This is a genomic window from Bacillus sp. EA-CB0995 (assembly GCF_055814245.1).
In genome coordinates, this window is sequence record NZ_CP169269.1 from 345154 (window position 1) to 363665 (window position 18512).

Consider the following 18512-nt stretch of genomic DNA (forward strand, 5'->3'; position numbering starts at 1 on the left):
AAATATTTCAATTTTATCTAGTATTAGTATTTTAATTTGTGCAGTATTCTTCATTAGCTTATATACAGGTACATTCAAAATGTCACCAGTTGAAGTATTAAAAACACTCGTTGGACTTGGAGCCGAAGATCAAGCAACAATTTTATTTGATTTTCGTATGCCACGAATAATTATTGCAATTTTCGTTGGATCAGCTTTAGCTGTTTCAGGTGCAATTATGCAAGGACTATCTCGAAACCCACTTGCTGATCCAGGGATTATGGGTATTAATGCCGGGGCTGGATTATCGGTTGTTGTCTTTGTTTATTTCTTCTTTGGAAAAGTAACGATGTCTTCGTTTTTATCTGTATTTATTCTGCCGTTTTTTGCTTTAGTTGGTGCAATACTGGCGGCAGTTATTATTTATGCGCTTGCTTGGAAGGACGGAGTTTCTCCGGTTCGTTTAATTCTTGTCGGGATTGCCGTAGCAGCCGGATTTGGAGCTGTAAGTCTAGTATTTTCGATGAAAATGACATCGAATGATTTCCGCTTTGCTACGATTTGGTTATCAGGAAGTTTATGGGGAACAGATTGGAAATTCGTATTAAGCGTTCTGCCGTGGATGCTTATTTTCTTACCGATTGCTTTTATGAAGGCACACGTCTTAAATGTAATGAATTTAGGAGATGCAGCGGCAACGGGTCTCGGTTTGGATGTTGAGAAAGAACGCCGCAAGTTACTATTTATCGCTGTTTGTTTAGCTGGTGCCTCCGTTGCAGTAGCAGGGGGAATTAGTTTTATTGGATTAATGGCTCCCCATCTTGCGCGCCGCTTAGTAGGTGGAAAGCATCAAATAATGTTACCAACTGCTGCGTTAATTGGAACATTATTGCTATTGTTTTCTGATTTTCTTTCACGCAGTTTACTTACAACATCAGAAATACCAGTCGGTCTTGTCATTTCAGTGATAGGCGCGCCGTATTTCATTTATTTACTTGTAAAAACAAGATAAGGGAGACGATTTATATGCCATCTTTATCAGTTCAATCAATATGTGTTGGATATAGTGAAAATTTCATTATTAATGGGTTATCTGTTGAAATACCTGAAGGAAAAATTACGACAATTATTGGTCCAAATGGGTGCGGGAAATCCACGCTTCTTAAAACAGCTTCACGTGTTTTAAAAGCAAAACGAGGTACTGTTTATTTGGACGGGAATGCAATTGAGAAACAGGCGACGAAAGAAATTGCGAAAAAAATGGCAATCTTGCCGCAGACGGCAGAAGTGCCAACTGGTTTGACTGTATTTGAACTTGTTTCATATGGACGTTTCCCGCATCAAAAAGGGTTCGGTACATTATCAGAAGAAGACTATCGCTACATTCGCTGGGCGCTTGATGTGACTGGCATGAGAGAGTTTGCAAATCGACCAGCTGAGGCATTATCAGGTGGGCAACGTCAACGTGTTTGGATTGCGATGGCACTTGCACAAGGAACAGGCTTGCTTGTGTTAGATGAGCCAACAACATATCTTGATATGGCGCATCAACTTGAAGTACTGAACCTATTAAAAAAGTTAAATGAAGAAGAAGGCCGGACGATTGTGATGGTTATTCATGATTTAAATCACGCTTCTCGTTTTTCTGATCATATGATTGCGTTAAAAGATGGAAAATTAATGAAACAAGGAACACCTGATGAAGTCATGACATCTGAAACGCTTCGCGAAGTGTTTGAAATTGAAGCACAACTGGTTCCGTGTCCTGTCAATGGCAAACCAATTTGTCTTACTTACGATTTAATGGAAATCAATAAAGTGAAACTTTCAGCAGTGGGGGTTTTTTCATCCCCCACTGCTGGTTAGTTGAACCAATCGGGCTTTTATGGGCAGTTATCCCCCACCTATCTTCTTCGCTTGTCTCTCAATCTTGAGGTGGGGGTCTTACTGCCCGTTAATGCGGGATAAACGAGTGCGTAAGCAGGCTTAAGTTGGTTCTAGCGGGCAATAAATGGCTGACGATAGAGTCGGAGATTTACTGCCCGTTAGAACGGGAGAAAGTTAAATTTCCATAATTTCATAAAAATGGTTGGTTTTATAAAGAGACTCTTGTAGATAGTCATTTTGTAAGGAAGAGTTTCGTAGCGCTGTCTATTTAGAGTGAGATTATAATAAGGTCAGGAGAGAGAATCATGAAGAAGTTCAAAGTTACTCTATTAGTTTTTGTGTTAGCTATTATTTCTGTATTATTTGCTGCATGTTCTTCTAATAAGAAAGAAGAAAAGAAAGCAGATGCCAAAAGTGAAGAGCGTGTTGTGAAACATGCAAAAGGGAAATTAAAATTCCTGCAAATCCAAAGAGAATTGCTGATTTAAGCGGGTCAACAGAAGAATTATTAATATTCGGCATGAAACCTGTTATTACGGCAAATACGACCGAAGAGAAAATTGACGCACATATTGCAAATCAATTAAAAGGTGTGAAGCCAGTCGGTTCTGCTTGGGGCGATAAAATTAACATCGAAGCAGTAGCTGCTGCAAAACCAGATGTAATTTTGGTGAACAATCGTCAAGAAAAAATCTATGATCAATTATCTAAAATTGCACCAACAGTTATGTTAAGTACCCCATTAGATCAGTGGCGTCCAAAGTTTGAAGAAGTAGGTGAAATCTTCGGTAAAGAAAAAGAAGCAGCTGCATGGCTGAAGAAATATGATGAAAAAGCAAGCCAATTACATGATGAAATCGTTGCAAAAACTGGCGATGCGAAATTCATGGTAATGGCTGCATATCCGAATGCATTCCGTGTGTACGGTGATTACGGTTACGGTAGTGTTCTATTTAAAGATTTAAAATTGCCAGCAGTCAATGGCACACCAACAGATAAGCCGTTAGTACAATTGCAAAAAGAAGCATTAATTGATTATAATCCAGACTATTTATTTGTATTTACAACAGGTGACGGCACGCAGCGCCTAAAAGAATTCCAAGAAGAAACAATTTGGAAAAACATGAACGCTGTGAAAAACAATCATGTGTATATGATTAAAAACGAAGATCTCAATAAAGGATACTTCCCACTTGGTAAAGAGATGTTATTAGATGAGCTATCTAATTTTATTTTAGAAAAATAATGATGATAGAGAAAATCACCTTCGTTTTTTGATGGTGGTTTTCTTTTTATACAGTAATATACAGTCTTTCATTTCTTTCTGTTTCGCCTTTCGTTTATAATAGGAGTAAGAACGTATAATGGAGGGCGGTGAATTTTAATGGCATATGTAAGTGACAAATTAGATGAAACGAAAGTGTTTAAAGACCCAGTGCATAAGTATGTGCATGTACGCGATCGCGTGATTTGGGATTTAATCGGGACGAAAGAGTTTCAACGTCTGCGCCGCATTAAGCAGCTAGGGACGACATTTTTTACATTTCACGGTGCGGAGCATAGTCGCTTTACTCATTCATTAGGTGTCTATGAAATTATCCGCCGTATGATTGACGATGTGTTTGATGGAAGACCAGATTGGAATGCTGAAGATCGTTTGTTGTGCTTATGTGCAGCACTCCTGCATGATGTAGGACATGGTCCTTTTTCGCATTCATTTGAAAAAGTATTTGAACTAAACCATGAAAAGTTTACACAAAAAATTATTGTAGGCGATACAGAAATTCACGATGTATTAAGCCGTGTTGACCATGAATTTCCGCAAAAGGTAGCAGACGTCATTGCGAAAACGTCTACTAATAAATTAGCCATTAGTATGATTTCTAGTCAAATTGACGCGGATCGTATGGACTATTTATTACGAGATGCATACTTTACAGGTGTGAAATATGGAAACTTTGATATGGAGCGGATTTTACGAGTAATGCGTCCATTTAATAATCAAGTTGTGATTAAATATAGCGGTATGCATGCTGTAGAGCACTATATTATGAGTCGCTATCAAATGTACTGGCAAGTGTATTTTCACCCAGTAACGCGCAGTGCGGAAGTAATTTTAACAAAAATTTTGCACCGGGCGAAAGCATTGCATGAACAATACTATACATTTAAATATCATCCGGTTCATTTCTACTCTTTATTCGAAGGAGAAGTAACAATAGAGGATTATTTAAAGTTAGACGAGAATGTGATGTATTATTACTTCCAAGTATGGCAGGAAGAAGAGGATGCCATTTTAAGTGATTTATGTCGCCGTTTTATGAACCGTAACTTGTTCAAATGTGTAGATTTCACAGAAAAGCACGGGCTAAACAATTGGGTAGAATTAAATAGTTTATTTAAGAAAATTGGGCTTGATCCAGAATATTATTTAGTAGTAGATTCCACATCAGATCTGCCGTATGACTTTTACCGTGCAGGTGAAGAGGAAGAACGTCTGCCAATTTTACTCCTTATGCCGAATGGGGAGCTCCGTGAATTATCTCGTGAGTCAGATATCGTTGAGGCAATTACAGGTAAAAAGAGAACAGATCAAAAGTTGTTTTATCCACATGATTTAATCTATGAAGAAGGAAGGAAAGGAAAATATAAAGAAAAAATCATTCAGCTATTAGAAGGAAAGAAATAAGAAGCAGCCTGAGGACTGCTTCTTATTAAAGAAAAATGAAATTATTTGTCGCTTAAGCGTTTTCCGCCAACTGCATAATGATTTTTAGACATTTCTTCGATGAAAACAACGATGTTTTCTTCAGGAGCACCAGTTGTTTCGCTTACTGCTGCAGTTACTTTTTCAGCAAGGGCTTTCTTTTGCTCTTCTGTACGACCTTCTAGCATTTTTACTGTTACGTATGGCATATGAATCGCTCCTTTTATGTAGATTACAGTACTATTATAACGGATTTTTGAAGAGAACAATCAGAAAAAGAGATTTTTTTCTTTTTTAACATAATGAAGAGGGAGAGGAAGTATGGAACACTTTTTTGCATATCCGCTGCAACAATTACCGTTATTGGCAATGGCTGTTGTCATGGCGCTGTCAGTACATGAATTCGCACATGCTTATGTTGCATATAAATTTGGAGATGATACAGCCAAAAGGCAAGGTCGTTTAACATTATCTCCGCTGGCACATTTAGATATAATCGGGCTTATTGCTGTATTATTAATCGGATTTGGTTGGGCACGTCCAGTACCGGTCAATCCTTATAATTTTAAAAGACCACGTCTTGCTGGTATTCTTGTTTCAATTGCTGGACCAATTAGTAACTTACTATTAGGAGCCCTTGGGCTTATTGCTTGGTATAGTTTGTTGAAATTTGGAATTATTGATGCAGTCCCAATAGCAGTAGGAGAAACACTATTTCAGTTCTTTCAAATTTTTATTGGGATTAATATAGTTTTATTTATTTTTAATTTATTACCAATCCCACCATTAGATGGTTACCGTGTTGTGGAAGATTTAGCACCGACAAATGTACGTGCGAAAATGACGCAATATGAAAAATACGGTTCAATCTTTTTATTAATTCTTGTGATTACACCGTTAGATCGATATACGATTCAGCCAATTTTCCAAGTCGTCATTCCGCATGTTTTAGGTATGCTGCATAGTATAATTGGACCATTATTTGGATTGTATTAGAAGAGAAGGGGAGGTTTTCTTATGGCAGAGAAAAAGAAACAAATCGGCTTTAATATTATTAAAAATGACTCCACAGATGGACATGGCGGTTTTGGAGTCGGCGCATTAAGTCTAGAAAATATTTCTCCTGTTATTATTGATGTAACAGAAGGAACAGCAGTTGTTGATATTGGTGCGATGCATGCACGCAGTGCTGCTGAAAAAGGAATTAAATTTTTAACTAATAAAGAAGAAGTACCAAATGCAAAACCATATTGGCTCGTTTGGGTGACAATTGAGCGCACTGCAAACGGTGCATATTATGCAGGTGTAACTGCATGCGAAATGACAATAGACCGCGAAATTCGCCGCGGCTATAAATCATTGCCTGAGCACGTAAATAAAATGGATAAATCATTAAAACGTTACATCATGGTTGATCATATGGATGAACCTTCTAAAAAAGTGCTTGGTACATTCTTAAAAGAGCATAATGAAGAGCTATGGAATCTTTCTAGTGAGAAATTACGTAGCGAATTGTTAGGAGAATAATAGGAAATCCCTTTCGTGTTGAAAGGGATTTTTTGTTTGTTTTAAAACACCCTTTGAATGAAGCAGCATAGGAAGAATGTGTTTCATATGCAGGAAATAAGGAGATTTGGCAGGAAATGTACTTTATGCAACAAAACATACATAACATGAAGGAGATGACAAAATGAGAATGAACGGGAATTCTATTTTTGTGAAGAGTCTAGAAGAATGTGATGCAGAAGCTTTGTTGTATTTGGAATTGAAAAACCGAGATTTTTTTCAAACGTATACACCGTTACGAGAAGATGATTTTTATACGTTGGAAAGTCAATTGAATCGAATTAGGGAGAACAAGGAAAAGAAAGATCTTGATCAGCTATACTCATTTGGTATTTACGTAATCGAAACAGAAGAACTAATTGGGAATATTACAATGACAGAGGTGCTGCGTGGCCCTTTACAAAGTTGCTATATTGGATATTCTCTAGATAAAAATCATAATGGGAAAGGATATATGACAGAGGCTGTTAAGCTAGTAGTATCTTACGCATTTGATGAGTTAAAGCTTCACCGAATTGAAGCGGGGGTTATGCCGCATAATATCGGATCGATAAAAGTTTTAGAGAAATCAGGGTTTCATAAAGAGGGAATTGCAAAGAAAAATGTAAAGATAAATGGAAGATGGGAAGATCATCAAGTGTTAGCTATCGTAAATGATACCGATGAATAGGAGCACTTTTTAAGAAAGAAAGGGGAGCAGAAGAATTACTGCACCCTTTTTGAGATGCAATCTTTGAGTAATTACATTGCATAAAAGTAACTAATCAAAGTTTCACTTTATAAGTTTCCGTTACCAAGGAAAATACTTTTTCCACCAGCTTTCTTTACCTTTTGTTTTCTCTTTTAGCACCGCCTCAAATTCATCCTTTTCATCAATATGATCCATACAATATTCTGTTGGCTCAGTACCTTTTACAAAATACATTTTGACTGAAGTAGGACAACCTTTCGTTGCGATTTTCCCATTTTCAGGATTAATGTTTAATGCGACAACATTGGCCGGCTTTTTAAAATCTTTTTTCGGGCTTTCCTCTAAACCTTGCTCCATAATGGTTGCCCACATATTTTTCGCATAAGATTGCTCAGCTGGGTTAGAGATTGTTTTTTGTTTATCGTAGCCGACCCAAATACCTGTCACGAGCTGTGGTGTAAAGCCAATCATCCAGCTATCTGTCTCGGTTGAACCTGATTTTCCAGCGTATGTGCGGGATAACTTTGGAATAAGGTTTTGTCCAGTGACAGAGGCGTAGCTGCTTAATTTTTTATTAAACATGCCGGTCATCATTTCTTCCATCACAAAGGCATTATTCTCATCAAGAATTTGTTTATTTTCTAAATGAGCATCATACAAGATGTTTCCATCATGATCGACAACGCGCCGAATAAATGTTGGTTTGACTTGTTTTCCGCCGTTAGCAATCATGCTGTAAGCATTCACCATTTCAAGCGGTTTTACAGGAGATGTTCCGAGCGCAAGTGATGGAACATCTTTTAATGCGCTTGTAATCCCAAATTGCTTCGCCGTTTTTACAAGTGATTTTTCACCTAAGAAAAGATGTGTTTTCACAGCGTACACATTATCAGAAACAGCAAGTGCTTGCATCATCGTTATAAAGTCATCTGCATAATAGCCTTTATAATTCGCTGGGTTATATTTGGAAACACCATCACCTAATGTGAATACAGTATGCTCACTTTTTAAGCGAGTTACTGGTGTAAAGCCTTGCTCAAGAGCGGCGTAATATAAAAAGGGTTTAAATGTTGAACCTGGCTGCCGGTACGCTTGCGTTGCTCGGTTGAATTGACTCTTCTTATAATCGCGTCCGCCAACAAGGGACATTACTTCGCCTGTTTTTGGATTCATGGATACAATAGCCGTTTCTATTTCTGTTGTACTTGGGATGGTTTCTTTTACTGTACTTTCCGCAATTGTTTGTAGCTTTGGATCTAGCGTTGTATATACACGCAGGCCACCGCGTCCTACTGTTTGTTCATCGAGACCAGCATCATTGATGAGGGAAGTTCGTACAACATCCTGAAAATAAGGTGCCATTTCTGCTACTTCTTCTTTATCAAGAGGAGCCAAGGTGAGTTGTTCTTTTTTGGCCGCTGCTGCTTCTTTCTTCGTGATATACCTCTGTTCTACCATTTCATCTAAAATGAGAGCTTGTCTTTCTTTGGCCCGGCTTTCATGTAAGTAGGGAGAATATAAGCTTGGTCCTTTTGGAATACCTGCAAGCATACTTGCTTCTGCTAAATTTAAATCTTTCGCATTTTTATTAAAGTAGAGACGTGCCGCTGCCTCAATTCCATAGGCACCGTGCCCGTAGTAAATTGTGTTTAAATATCCTTGTAAAATATCATTTTTATTGTAATTAACTTCTAGGCGAACGGTATACATTGCTTCTAACATCTTTCGTTTCCATGTTTTATCGTGGTCCAAATATAAATTTCGGGCGTATTGCTGCGTAATTGTACTTGCGCCTTGTACCTTTGCCCTCGCTCTAATGTCAGCAATTACTGCCCCGCCGATGCGTTTTACATCAAAACCATGATGTTTATAAAAGCGCTGATCTTCAATAGAAAGCGTTGCTTCTCTCACGTAAGGTGAAATATGGTCGAGTGAAACATTATAGCGTTCCTGCGCTCCGTGACTTTGCCCCATAACAGAGTCATCATTTGCATAAAAGATAGTTGTTTGCGGAACTGCAACAGGTGGTGGTCCGGCAATTTTTGCAACAAGTAAGACAATGAAAATAGTAGAAACAAAGAAAATAACACATGATAACAGTGCAGTGAGGAAAAAGCGTATATATTTTGCTTGTTTTTCATTTGTTGTAAGTTCCATTTTTGTCACCCCTCATAGCATACTTTTACTAGTATTGAGGGTTTTGGCTGTTTTTAAACTAAAAAAGAGCTTCTTATTAAGAAAGAAGCTCAAAAGCACGTGTTGGCCAGTCGGTAATGATTACATCGACGCCGTAATCTATCATCCTTTGTAAGTCTTTGTATTCATTGATTGTATAAGGGCGGAATATGTATCCTTGCTGCTGAGCCATTTGTACAAACTCTTTTGTGAGTAATTTAAAATTTGGATGAAGACCATTTGCCTGTCTTTTCTTTGCTTCAGCAATTGGATCCGCGAGCGGTTCATCGTATAAAATTGCGCGGGGGATCTCTGGTGCTAAAGCTGCAAGCAGCGCAACGGATTCATGATTAAACGAAGAAAATACAACTTGATTAGATAGATGAAATTCGCGAACAAGGTCGACGACTTTTTCTTCTATACGAGGATAACGAATAACATCCGTTTTTAATTCAATATTTAATTGCATCGTTGTTGTAGAAAGCCAAATAAGTACTTCGCGGAGCGTTGGGATTTTTGCTTCATGGAAAGAAGGATCTTTATAACTGCCGGCATCGAGTGCTTGCAATTGCTGGACAGTTTGTTCATATACAAGTCCTGCTCCATTTGTAGTTCGGTCCACAGTTTCATCGTGAATGACAACAACTTCTCCATCTTTGGATATATGTACATCAAGCTCAATGCCGTGCGCACCAACACGCTCAGCCTCTTGAAAAGCAATCATTGTATTTTCTGGGTGCGTACTTCTCACACCGCGATGCGCAAAAATAAGTGGTTGTTTCATAGCAAATTCTCCTTATGGTTCAATTTATCCCGCTATTAACGGACAGTAAGCTCCCTACCTCAAGATTTTGAGGATAGATGGGAGGTGATCCGGCTGATGGAAGTTTCACTTTGCTTCAATTATGGAACTGAGCAATCGAAAATACAATGCCGGTAGAAAAAAATTACAAAGGCGTAATGATTACATAAAAGTTAACATTAACGTAAAATGTAATATTGTTAGGAAGGGGGAATAAATTTGTATAAAATCGATGAAGTTACAAAACAAACAGGTTTAACAAAGCGGACTCTTCGTTATTATGAGGAAATTGGCTTAATTCATCCGCCAGAGCGAAGTGAAGGAAACATTCGTTTATATACAGATGAAGACGTGAAGAGAATTAAAAAAATTGTAGAAGCGAAAGAAGTACTAGGTATTACGCTTCAAGAAATGCAGTACTTCTTATCCCTTAAAGAACGTATGGAGCAAAGAAAAAATAGTGATAACCCGCGCGACCGGGAAGTAATTCAAGAAATAGCACATATGCTAACAAGTCAAATGGAGACGCTAGATAAGAAAATGCTGCAAATGAAGCACGTGAAAGAAGAATTAGAACATAGCTTGGAAAGAGCAACGAAGTTTTTAGAAGAAACAAAAGGAGAATGATTCATATGGAGAGTAAACAACGACTTGGAAGATTGATTACAGTAGTCGCTACTTTTCTTGCCTTTTCCGGAATTGGAGTAGTCGATCCAATTTTGCCAATTATTGCAGGGGAAATCGATGCAACACATTGGCAAGTAGAAATGTTATTTACAGCTTATATTTTAACGATGGCAATTATGATGCTGCCAGCTGGGCGAGGCAATTGCACTAATTTTATCTGGAATTATTGGTCACGTAGTTTCACCGCAAAGTCCGTTTTTAGTAGGAGGAATTGTTACGCTAGCTGGATGTGTGATGATTTGTCTACCGATTCGAGAAAATGAGAGCAAAACCCTTTCCTAGGAAAGGGTCTTCTTACTGTTTTATACATAATTGACTAAATATACGAACGAAAACGACTCGTTTACAATATATTTACGTTCTTTTTTATATTTTTAACTATACATTTTACATGTTTTGTTTTATTTTTGTTAGGGGACATTAATGGTGTCACATTATAATTTGCAACGAAAGGCGTGATTGTACAATGGAACTATGGTTCACTGAGAAACAAACAAAGCATTTTGGAATTACAGCGCGTATTAACCGCACTTTACATACGGAGCAAACAGAATTTCAAAAGCTAGATATGGTTGAAACTGAAGAATTCGGTAATATGCTTATTTTAGATGGCATGGTTATGACAACGCAAAAGGACGAATTCGTATATCACGAAATGGTAGCGCACGTACCATTATTCACACATCCAAACCCTGAAAACGTTTTAGTTGTTGGCGGCGGAGATGGCGGTGTTATTCGTGAAGTATTAAAACACCCAAGCGTGAAAAAAGCGACGCTTGTTGAAATTGATGGAAAAGTAATCGAGTACTCTAAAAAATACTTACCAGAAATTGCTGGCGAGTTAGAAAATCCACGCGTAGAAGTAAAAGTAGGCGATGGCTTCATGCACATTGCTGAAAGCGAAAACGTGTATGACGTAATCATGGTTGATTCTACAGAGCCAGTAGGCCCAGCTGTAAACTTATTTACAAAAGGATTCTACGCTGGAATCTCTAAGGCGTTAAAAGAAGACGGTATTTTCGTAGCGCAAACAGATAACCCTTGGTTCACACCAGAATTAATTTCAAACGTGTTTAAAGACGTAAAAGAAATTTTCCCAATTACACGTCTATATACAGCAAACATTCCAACTTACCCAAGCGGACTTTGGACATTCACAATCGGATCTAAAAAGCATGATCCACTAGAAGTAAGTGAAGAGCGTTTCCACGAAATCGAAACGAAATACTACACAAAAGAACTTCACAAAGCAGCATTCGTATTACCGAAATTTGTTGGGGATTTAATTAAGTAAGAAAAGCGAAGCTGACTGTTCAGACCCGGTGGCTAAGGTTCTTTCCCACAGAAGGTGCTTTTTACTTTCTCGTGGGGAAGATTCTTAGATGTGAGGGTCTAGTAGGCAAAGTTAGCCACTGACGTTTCACTGTAATAAAAGTAAGTAAATTTCTTCTCGACTAATTGGGTTGAGAAGAGTGTGGTAAATCGATAAAGAGGAGCAAAATAGCTCCAAATTTGAGACAAAATGAAAGGTTGGGATACCTTCAGTTCCAGATAGGAGGAAAAAGAATATGCGTTTTGATGAAGCTTATTCAGGTAAAGTATTTATTAACAGTCATCCAAGTTTTGAAGATGCTGAGGTTGTTATTTATGGGATGCCGATGGATTGGACAGTAAGTTATCGTCCGGGTTCTCGTTTCGGTCCAGCACGTATTCGTGAAGTATCGATTGGACTAGAAGAATATAGTCCGTATTTAGATCGTGAATTAGAGGAAGTTAAATATTTTGATGCAGGTGATATTCCGCTTCCTTTCGGTAATGCACAGCGCAGCTTAGACATGATCGAAGAATATGTAACAAAACTATTAGATGCTGGTAAGTTTCCACTAGGTCTTGGTGGTGAGCACCTAGTGTCTTGGCCAATTTTTAAGGCGATGGCCAAAAAATATCCAGATTTAGCAATTATCCACATGGATGCTCATACAGATTTACGTGAGTCGTATGAAGGCGAGCCTTTATCTCACTCTACACCAATTCGTAAAGTGTGCGATTTAATTGGTCCAGAAAACGTATATTCTTTCGGTATTCGTTCTGGTATGAAGGAAGAATTTGAGTGGGCAAAAGAAGTTGGCATGAACTTATACAAATTTGATGTATTAGAACCATTAAAGAAAGTATTGCCAACACTTGCAGGACGCCCAGTCTATGTCACAATTGATATCGACGTATTAGACCCAGCGCACGCTCCTGGTACAGGAACGTTAGAAGCTGGCGGTATCACTTCAAAAGAACTACTAGATTCCATTGTTGCAATTGCAAATTCAAATATAAACGTAGTTGGAGCAGACTTAGTAGAAGTAGCTCCTGTATATGATCACAGCGACCAAACACCGATCGCAGCAAGTAAATTTGTGCGTGAAATGTTACTTGGATGGGTGCAAAAATAAAGTTAGGCTACCGGTCATTCTAGCCACTAGAGCTAGATGAACAGTAAGCAAAATAAAAAGGCTATTTCGAATTATATCGAAATAGCCTTTTTATTTTTATTAAATATTTCAGTTTACTTTCCTTACAATGATGTAAGAGAAATGTAAGGGAAATCGATAGAGAGTAGTTTTGGCAGATTTTATACTGAATGTAGCATTATACAAGGATACATGTTAGAGGTGGAAAGATTCATGCGTATGATATTAAAAGTTACAGCAGTACTTGCTGTTTTAGGCGGTGCAGGTGTCTTTTACTTACAATCAAAAACAGAAGGTGTGCAAGCTTTTGTAGATAACTTTTTTCAGGTAAGGAAGTAAAGGATTATTATGCTGTAACAAATCAAGGGGAGAAAAAAGGCGATAAGTATTTGTATACATTTACTGCTTATGATAAGGATGGAAATGAGCAAGTTGTGAAAAAAATGATAAATCGTGAACTTTGCCAAGGAGTATACTTGAAAATTTATGCAAAAGGAAGCCAAGGAAAAGGATGGGCAGAACTGCAAGAGAATGAAGTACCAGCGAAAGTGCTAGAGAAACTGAAAAAATAATGAAAAACCCAAGTTCATACTGAACTTGGGTTTTAATGTTTTATAAGGATGATACCAACATTTTTATAAATTGCTTTTTGAACTACATCTTTCAATACGTTTCCTAATATTTCAGCAGACAGACACCGCTGTTTTTTGATATGATAGGAAAAGTGATTTATTATAAATAATACTTAATATCTATAACATTTTGAAAGGTGTGCAAGACGTGGAGAATCAACTTGCAGGCTTACCAGTACAGGTTCACTTTGTAACGGAAATTCGTGAAGGAGTGCGAAAGGAAACTATTGCTTTTGACGCAAATGGTCTATACTATGTAAAGGGTCAAAGTACATATGTAACGTTTCAAGAGCCGAACGAACAAGGCGAAGTGAAGACAATTATTAAAATCCAAGATGATCAAGTTCTCATTATGCGTTCAGGTGCTGTTTCTATGCGTCAAAATCATAAAAAAGGCGAGTGGACAACAGGAACGTATACAAGTGAACTTGGAACGTTTGTATTGCAAACGAAAACAGATAACGTCCTTTTTAAATGGTCGGAAGAAAAGAAAAAGGGGCAACTCTTTCTAACGTATGCATTAGCTTCTAAGTGAACAAGAAGCAGGCCGATATACAATTACCATTAATCTCAAGGAGGCACAATAATGAACTCTTTAGAACAAGTAAAAGAACTCATTAAAGAGGAAATTAAAGCTGCTGTAGTCAAAGCAGAATTAGCAACAGAAGAACAAATTCCAAACGTTGTATTAGAAACGCCAAAAGATAAAACACACGGTGATTTCTCTACAAACATGGCGATGCAACTTGCACGCGTAGCGAAAAAAGCACCGCGCATGATTGCAGAAGAATTAATTGCAAACTTCGATAAAGCAAAAGCTTCTATTGAAAAAATTGAAATTGCTGGACCTGGCTTCATTAACTTCTACATGGATAACAGCTACTTAACAGATCTAATCCCAACAATTATTACAGCTGGCGAAGCTTACGGTGAAACAAACACTGGTAACGGTGAAAAAGTACAAATTGAGTTCGTATCTGCAAACCCAACAGGTGACCTTCACTTAGGACATGCACGCGGCGCAGCAGTTGGTGATACATTATGTAACGTATTAGCAAAAGCGGGTTACGATGTATCTCGTGAGTATTACATTAACGATGCAGGTAACCAAATTCATAACTTAGCGCTTTCTGTTGAAGCTCGATATATGCAGGCGTTAGGTTTAGAAAAAGAAATGCCAGAAGACGGTTACCACGGCGCAGATATCATCGGAATCGGAAAACGTTTAGCAGAAGAGTTTGGTGATCGTTATGCAAAAGCTGATGAGAAAGAAAGCTATGAGTTCTACCGTGAGTACGGTTTAAAATATGAACTAGCGAAACTTCAAAAAGACTTAGAAAGCTTCCGTGTTAAATTTGATGTGTGGTTCTCTGAAACATCATTATACAAAAACGGTAAAATCGATGAAGCTCTTGCAGCGTTAAAAGAGCGCGGAGAGGTATTTGAAGAAGAGGGCGCAACATGGTTCCGTTCTACAACTTACGGCGATGATAAAGACCGCGTATTAATTAAAAACGATGGTTCTTACACATACTTAACACCAGATATTGCGTATCACCGTGATAAATTAGAGCGTGGCTTTGAGAAATTAATTAACATTTGGGGTGCTGACCACCACGGTTACATTCCACGTATGAAAGCAGCGATTCAAGCGCTTGGATACGATAAAGATACATTAGAAGTAGAAATCATCCAAATGGTACAACTATACCAAAACGGTGAAAAAGTAAAAATGAGTAAACGTACAGGTAAAGCTGTTACACTTCGTGAGCTTATGGAAGAAGTAGGCGTGGACGCAATGCGTTACTTCTTTGCAATGCGCAGCGGTGATTCTCATTTAGACTTTGATATGGACTTAGCGGTATCAAAATCAAATGAAAACCCTGTATACTATGCACAATACGCACATGCACGCGTATGCAGCATCCTTCGCCAAGGCGAAGAGCTGGGATTAACTGCAGGCAGCGATGTTAACTACAAACTTGTTGCTTCTGAGAAAGAAGTAGACTTATTAAAGAAACTGGGTGAATTCCCAGCGGCAGTTGCAGAAGCAGCGCAAAAACGTCTGCCACACCGCATTACAAGCTATGCATTTGACTTAGCAGCAGCGCTTCATAGCTTCTACAATGCAGAAAAAGTATTAAACCAAGATAACCTAGAGTTAAGTAAAGCTCGTTACGACTTAATGCGTGCGGTACGCATTACACTTCAAAATGCATTAGCATTAGTTGGAGTATCTGCACCTGAGAAGATGTAATCAAGAAAAGCGAAGCCACCGAGTATTCTGGCCGCTGGAACTAGATAATTAAAAAGCAGGATGCACGGAAATATTTCCGTGCATCCTGCTTTTTTTATAGTTGTGTTAAAATAGTTGGTTCGCCGCGTGTTACAACAATTGTATGTTCACATTGAGCGACAAGGCTTTTATCTGGTGTTACAAATGTCCAGCCATCGCCTAGTTCCACAATATGATCCGCACCCATAGATACGAATGGTTCTACTGCTAAGACAAGTCCGTCTTTTAATAGAGCACTATCCATAGGATCGAAATAGCTTAAAATATGGTTTGGTGCTTCGTGTAAGCTAAGTCCAATGCCGTGTCCTGTTAAGTTTTGAATTACTGCGTAGCCATTTTTACGCGCATCATTGGAAACCGCACGACCAATTTGGTTTTGTTTTGCGCCAGCTTTTACTTTTTTCATGGCTGCCCAAAATGCACTTTCAGCAGCAGCACAAAGTTTTTCTTTTGCTTCGTCTTGTCCAAGAACGAACGAAATACCTGTATCTGCGTAGTAACCGTCAAGTGCTGCAGATACATCTACGTTTACTAAATCGCCTTCTTTAAGGACGCGATCTCCTGGAATGCCGTGAGCAACTTCTTCATTGACACTAATGCAAGTTGTGCCTGGGAAATCATATTCTTTTTCAGGTGCAGAAATGGCACCGTGCTCATCTAATACTTTCTTACCGATTAAATCAAGCTCTTTCGTTGTCATACCTGGCTTCGCTTGTTTCTTCATTTCCTCGCGAGCAAGCGCAACGATGCGGCCGATTTTTCGTAAGCCTTCTAAATCTTGTTCATTACGAATAATCATGAAAACCACTGTCCTTCCTCGAATGTACATCTCACATGATTGTATCACGTTTGTTTTTGTCCTGCTACTTGCGTGGGAAGTCCCTCATCTTAAGATTTCCTGACATTTGTCATATTCATATCATGACGTCTTTTACTGTTTTCCATCTCTTCCAATTTATACAATATAAATGTAAGTAACGATGGAGGTGGAGAAATGGAACAAGTAATTGAAGTGAATGGTGTTTCAAAAACATTTAAACATAAAAAAGCAGTAAATAACGTTTCATTTACAGTAGAGAAGGGGAAAATTGTTGCATTACTTGGACCAAACGGGGCTGGGAAAACAACAATAATTTCGATGATGCTTGGATTAAGGGATCCTTCAGAAGGAAATATTTCTATATTTGGTAAGAGCCCAAAGCACCGGGACGTTCGCAATCGCCTTGGGGCAATGCTGCAAGAGGTGAGCGTAATTGATAGTATCTCTGTGGAAGAGGCAATTGATTTATTTCGTAGTTATTATACGAATCCACTTGCAAAAGAAACACTGCTTCAGCTATCAAATTTAGAGTCAGAAAGAAAGCAAAGATGTGAAAAGTTATCTGGCGGTCAAAAAAGACGTTTGAATTTTGCACTCGCACTTGCTGGAAATCCAGAATTACTATTTTTAGATGAACCAACAGTAGGGATGGACATCACGTCTAGAAAAAACTTTTGGGATACAATTCGAAAGTTAGCAGGTGAAGGAAAAACGATTATGTTAACAACACATTATTTAGAAGAAGCAGATGCACTAGCAGATCGAATTTTATTGTTTGCAAATGGGAAAGTGATTGCTGATGGAACACCAGATGAGATGAAAGCAACAATTTCTCAAAAAACAATTTCATTTTATGCAAAAGAGGAAATGCCAACAAGTCTGCTTCGAAGTTTATCTCATGTTACAAGTGTCCAGTGGCATGAAAAACGTGTGGTGCTGACAACAGATGATACAGATGCTACGCTCCGGGAAATTTTCAATAAAAACTTGCCGGTCATGGATATTGCTGTTGAGCGTGGCAGCTTGGATGAAGCTTTTGAACAGTTTGTTGCAAATCAGAAGGAGGGAATTGCATGAGAGCGTTTTGGATGCAATGTAAAATAGAAATATTACGTACGTTTCGCAATAAATTATTTATCTTTTTCTCGTTATTAATGCCAGTTATGTTTTATTACATTTTTACAAATGTCGTGTCAGTGCCGGAAAATGGAGATGCATGGAAAGCACACTATTTAATTTCAATGGCTACTTTTAGTATTGTAGGAACAGCACTTTTTAGTTTTGGTGTTCGTCTTTCACAAGAAAAAGGGCAGGGATGGACACAGCTTTTACAAATTACACCGCTGCCAGAAGGGGCGTATTTATCTGCAAAAATTGTCGCGCAAACGCTTGTAAATGCTTTTTCGATCTTAGTTATTTTTATCGCGGGAATAGTCATTAATGATGTACAGTTAACGATTGGACAGTGGATTGGCGCTGGATTATGGTTGTTAATTGGTGTTACGCCATTTTTAGCGCTTGGAACGGTAATTGGTTCGATTAAGAAGGCTGATGCAGCTGCTGGGCTAGCAAATATTTTAAATATGTGTTTAGCCATTCTAGGTGGTTTATGGATGCCCATTGAAGTATTACCAAAGGCGTTAAGAAGTATTGGGGAATGGACGCCGACATATCGTTTTGGAAGCGGGGCTTGGGATATTGTTGCTGGTCAGGCAATTGGCTGGGAGAATGTAGCAGTGTTAGGAGGTTATTTCATCGCTTTTGTTGTATTATCAATATATATAAGAAAGAGACAGGAAGCGATATAA

At 38.3% G+C, this 18512-nt stretch carries 15 protein-coding genes and 5 pseudogenes; 16 read left to right on the forward strand and 4 right to left on the reverse strand.

What is annotated here, in order from left to right; translation table 11 throughout:
* Positions 1 to 4: 4 nt before the first annotated feature.
* From ACEWFJ_RS01905 to ACEWFJ_RS01920, 4 genes and pseudogenes are all read left to right on the forward strand, one after another.
* Positions 5 to 991, forward strand: a complete 987-nt coding sequence (locus ACEWFJ_RS01905; protein WP_473692308.1) for a FecCD family ABC transporter permease — start codon at positions 5 to 7, stop codon at positions 989 to 991.
* Between the two features lie 14 nt (positions 992 to 1005).
* Positions 1006 to 1845, forward strand: a complete 840-nt coding sequence (locus ACEWFJ_RS01910) for an ABC transporter ATP-binding protein (RefSeq protein WP_473690151.1) — start codon at positions 1006 to 1008, stop codon at positions 1843 to 1845.
* 326 nt (positions 1846 to 2171) lie between these two features.
* Positions 2172 to 3112: pseudogene (locus ACEWFJ_RS01915) on the forward strand (ABC transporter substrate-binding protein).
* A 138-nt stretch (positions 3113 to 3250) separates the two neighbouring features.
* Complete coding sequence (locus tag ACEWFJ_RS01920) at positions 3251 to 4555, forward strand: HD domain-containing protein (protein WP_473690152.1); 1305 nt, start codon at positions 3251 to 3253, stop codon at positions 4553 to 4555.
* Positions 4556 to 4596: 41 nt separating this feature from the next.
* Here the strand turns inward: ACEWFJ_RS01920 and ACEWFJ_RS01925 are convergent, their stop codons facing one another.
* Complete coding sequence (locus ACEWFJ_RS01925) at positions 4597 to 4782, reverse strand: 2-hydroxymuconate tautomerase (protein ID WP_001147171.1); 186 nt, start codon at positions 4780 to 4782, stop codon at positions 4597 to 4599.
* Between the two features lie 112 nt (positions 4783 to 4894).
* Between ACEWFJ_RS01925 and ACEWFJ_RS01930 the strand changes: the two genes are divergently transcribed.
* From ACEWFJ_RS01930 to ACEWFJ_RS01940, 3 genes and pseudogenes are all read left to right on the forward strand, one after another.
* A complete protein-coding gene (locus ACEWFJ_RS01930; RefSeq protein WP_473690153.1) occupies positions 4895 to 5569 on the forward strand; it encodes a site-2 protease family protein in 675 nt (224 codons plus the stop codon).
* Between the two features lie 21 nt (positions 5570 to 5590).
* Positions 5591 to 6100 carry a YwhD family protein gene (locus ACEWFJ_RS01935; protein ID WP_253630990.1) on the forward strand — a complete coding sequence of 170 codons (510 nt, stop codon included), beginning with the start codon at positions 5591 to 5593 and terminating at the stop codon, positions 6098 to 6100.
* A 163-nt stretch (positions 6101 to 6263) separates the two neighbouring features.
* Positions 6264 to 6797 (forward strand): annotated as a pseudogene (locus tag ACEWFJ_RS01940) (GNAT family N-acetyltransferase); the annotation flags it as partial.
* 132 nt (positions 6798 to 6929) lie between these two features.
* Here ACEWFJ_RS01940 and ACEWFJ_RS01945 read toward each other — a convergent pair.
* On the reverse strand, positions 6930 to 8987 hold the full coding sequence (locus tag ACEWFJ_RS01945) for a transglycosylase domain-containing protein (RefSeq protein WP_473690154.1): 2058 nt from the start codon (positions 8985 to 8987) through the stop codon (positions 6930 to 6932).
* A gap of 76 nt (positions 8988 to 9063) precedes the next feature.
* Positions 9064 to 9789 carry a glycerophosphodiester phosphodiesterase gene (locus ACEWFJ_RS01950; RefSeq protein ID WP_473690155.1) on the reverse strand — a complete coding sequence of 242 codons (726 nt, stop codon included), beginning with the start codon at positions 9787 to 9789 and terminating at the stop codon, positions 9064 to 9066.
* A gap of 237 nt (positions 9790 to 10026) precedes the next feature.
* On the opposite strand from ACEWFJ_RS01950, the gene ACEWFJ_RS01955 reads away from it, so the two are divergent.
* The 7 genes and pseudogenes from ACEWFJ_RS01955 (at position 10027) to argS (ending at position 15845) form a co-directional block, all read left to right on the forward strand.
* Positions 10027 to 10434 (forward strand): MerR family transcriptional regulator, encoded by a 408-nt coding sequence (locus tag ACEWFJ_RS01955; RefSeq protein ID WP_473690156.1) that lies wholly within the window; start codon positions 10027 to 10029, stop codon positions 10432 to 10434.
* A gap of 5 nt (positions 10435 to 10439) precedes the next feature.
* Positions 10440 to 10628: pseudogene (locus ACEWFJ_RS01960) on the forward strand (MFS transporter); the annotation flags it as partial.
* A gap of 332 nt (positions 10629 to 10960) precedes the next feature.
* Complete coding sequence (gene speE / locus ACEWFJ_RS01965; protein ID WP_098310064.1) at positions 10961 to 11788, forward strand: polyamine aminopropyltransferase; 828 nt, start codon at positions 10961 to 10963, stop codon at positions 11786 to 11788.
* 274 nt (positions 11789 to 12062) lie between these two features.
* Complete coding sequence (gene speB, locus ACEWFJ_RS01970; protein ID WP_020059760.1) at positions 12063 to 12938, forward strand: agmatinase; 876 nt, start codon at positions 12063 to 12065, stop codon at positions 12936 to 12938.
* 231 nt (positions 12939 to 13169) lie between these two features.
* Positions 13170 to 13528 (forward strand): annotated as a pseudogene (locus ACEWFJ_RS01975) (YxeA family protein).
* A 208-nt stretch (positions 13529 to 13736) separates the two neighbouring features.
* Positions 13737 to 14175, forward strand: a pseudogene (locus ACEWFJ_RS01980) (YwiB family protein).
* Positions 14175 to 15845 carry an arginine--tRNA ligase gene (gene argS / locus ACEWFJ_RS01985; RefSeq protein WP_473690157.1) on the forward strand — a complete coding sequence of 557 codons (1671 nt, stop codon included), beginning with the start codon at positions 14175 to 14177 and terminating at the stop codon, positions 15843 to 15845. Before ACEWFJ_RS01980 ends, argS begins: the two are co-directional and overlap by 1 nt.
* A gap of 94 nt (positions 15846 to 15939) precedes the next feature.
* On the opposite strand, the gene map is transcribed toward argS, so the two are convergent.
* Positions 15940 to 16731: a type I methionyl aminopeptidase gene (gene map / locus ACEWFJ_RS01990; RefSeq protein ID WP_473690158.1), complete on the reverse strand. Its 792-nt coding sequence runs from the start codon at positions 16729 to 16731 to the stop codon at positions 15940 to 15942.
* A gap of 147 nt (positions 16732 to 16878) precedes the next feature.
* On the opposite strand from map, the gene ACEWFJ_RS01995 reads away from it, so the two are divergent.
* Together ACEWFJ_RS01995 and ACEWFJ_RS02000 are read left to right on the forward strand one after the other, a co-directional pair.
* Positions 16879 to 17781: an ABC transporter ATP-binding protein gene (locus ACEWFJ_RS01995; RefSeq protein WP_473690159.1), complete on the forward strand. Its 903-nt coding sequence runs from the start codon at positions 16879 to 16881 to the stop codon at positions 17779 to 17781.
* Positions 17778 to 18512 (forward strand): ABC transporter permease, encoded by a 735-nt coding sequence (locus ACEWFJ_RS02000; RefSeq protein ID WP_473690160.1) that lies wholly within the window; start codon positions 17778 to 17780, stop codon positions 18510 to 18512. The genes ACEWFJ_RS01995 and ACEWFJ_RS02000 overlap by 4 nt, the downstream gene beginning before the upstream one ends.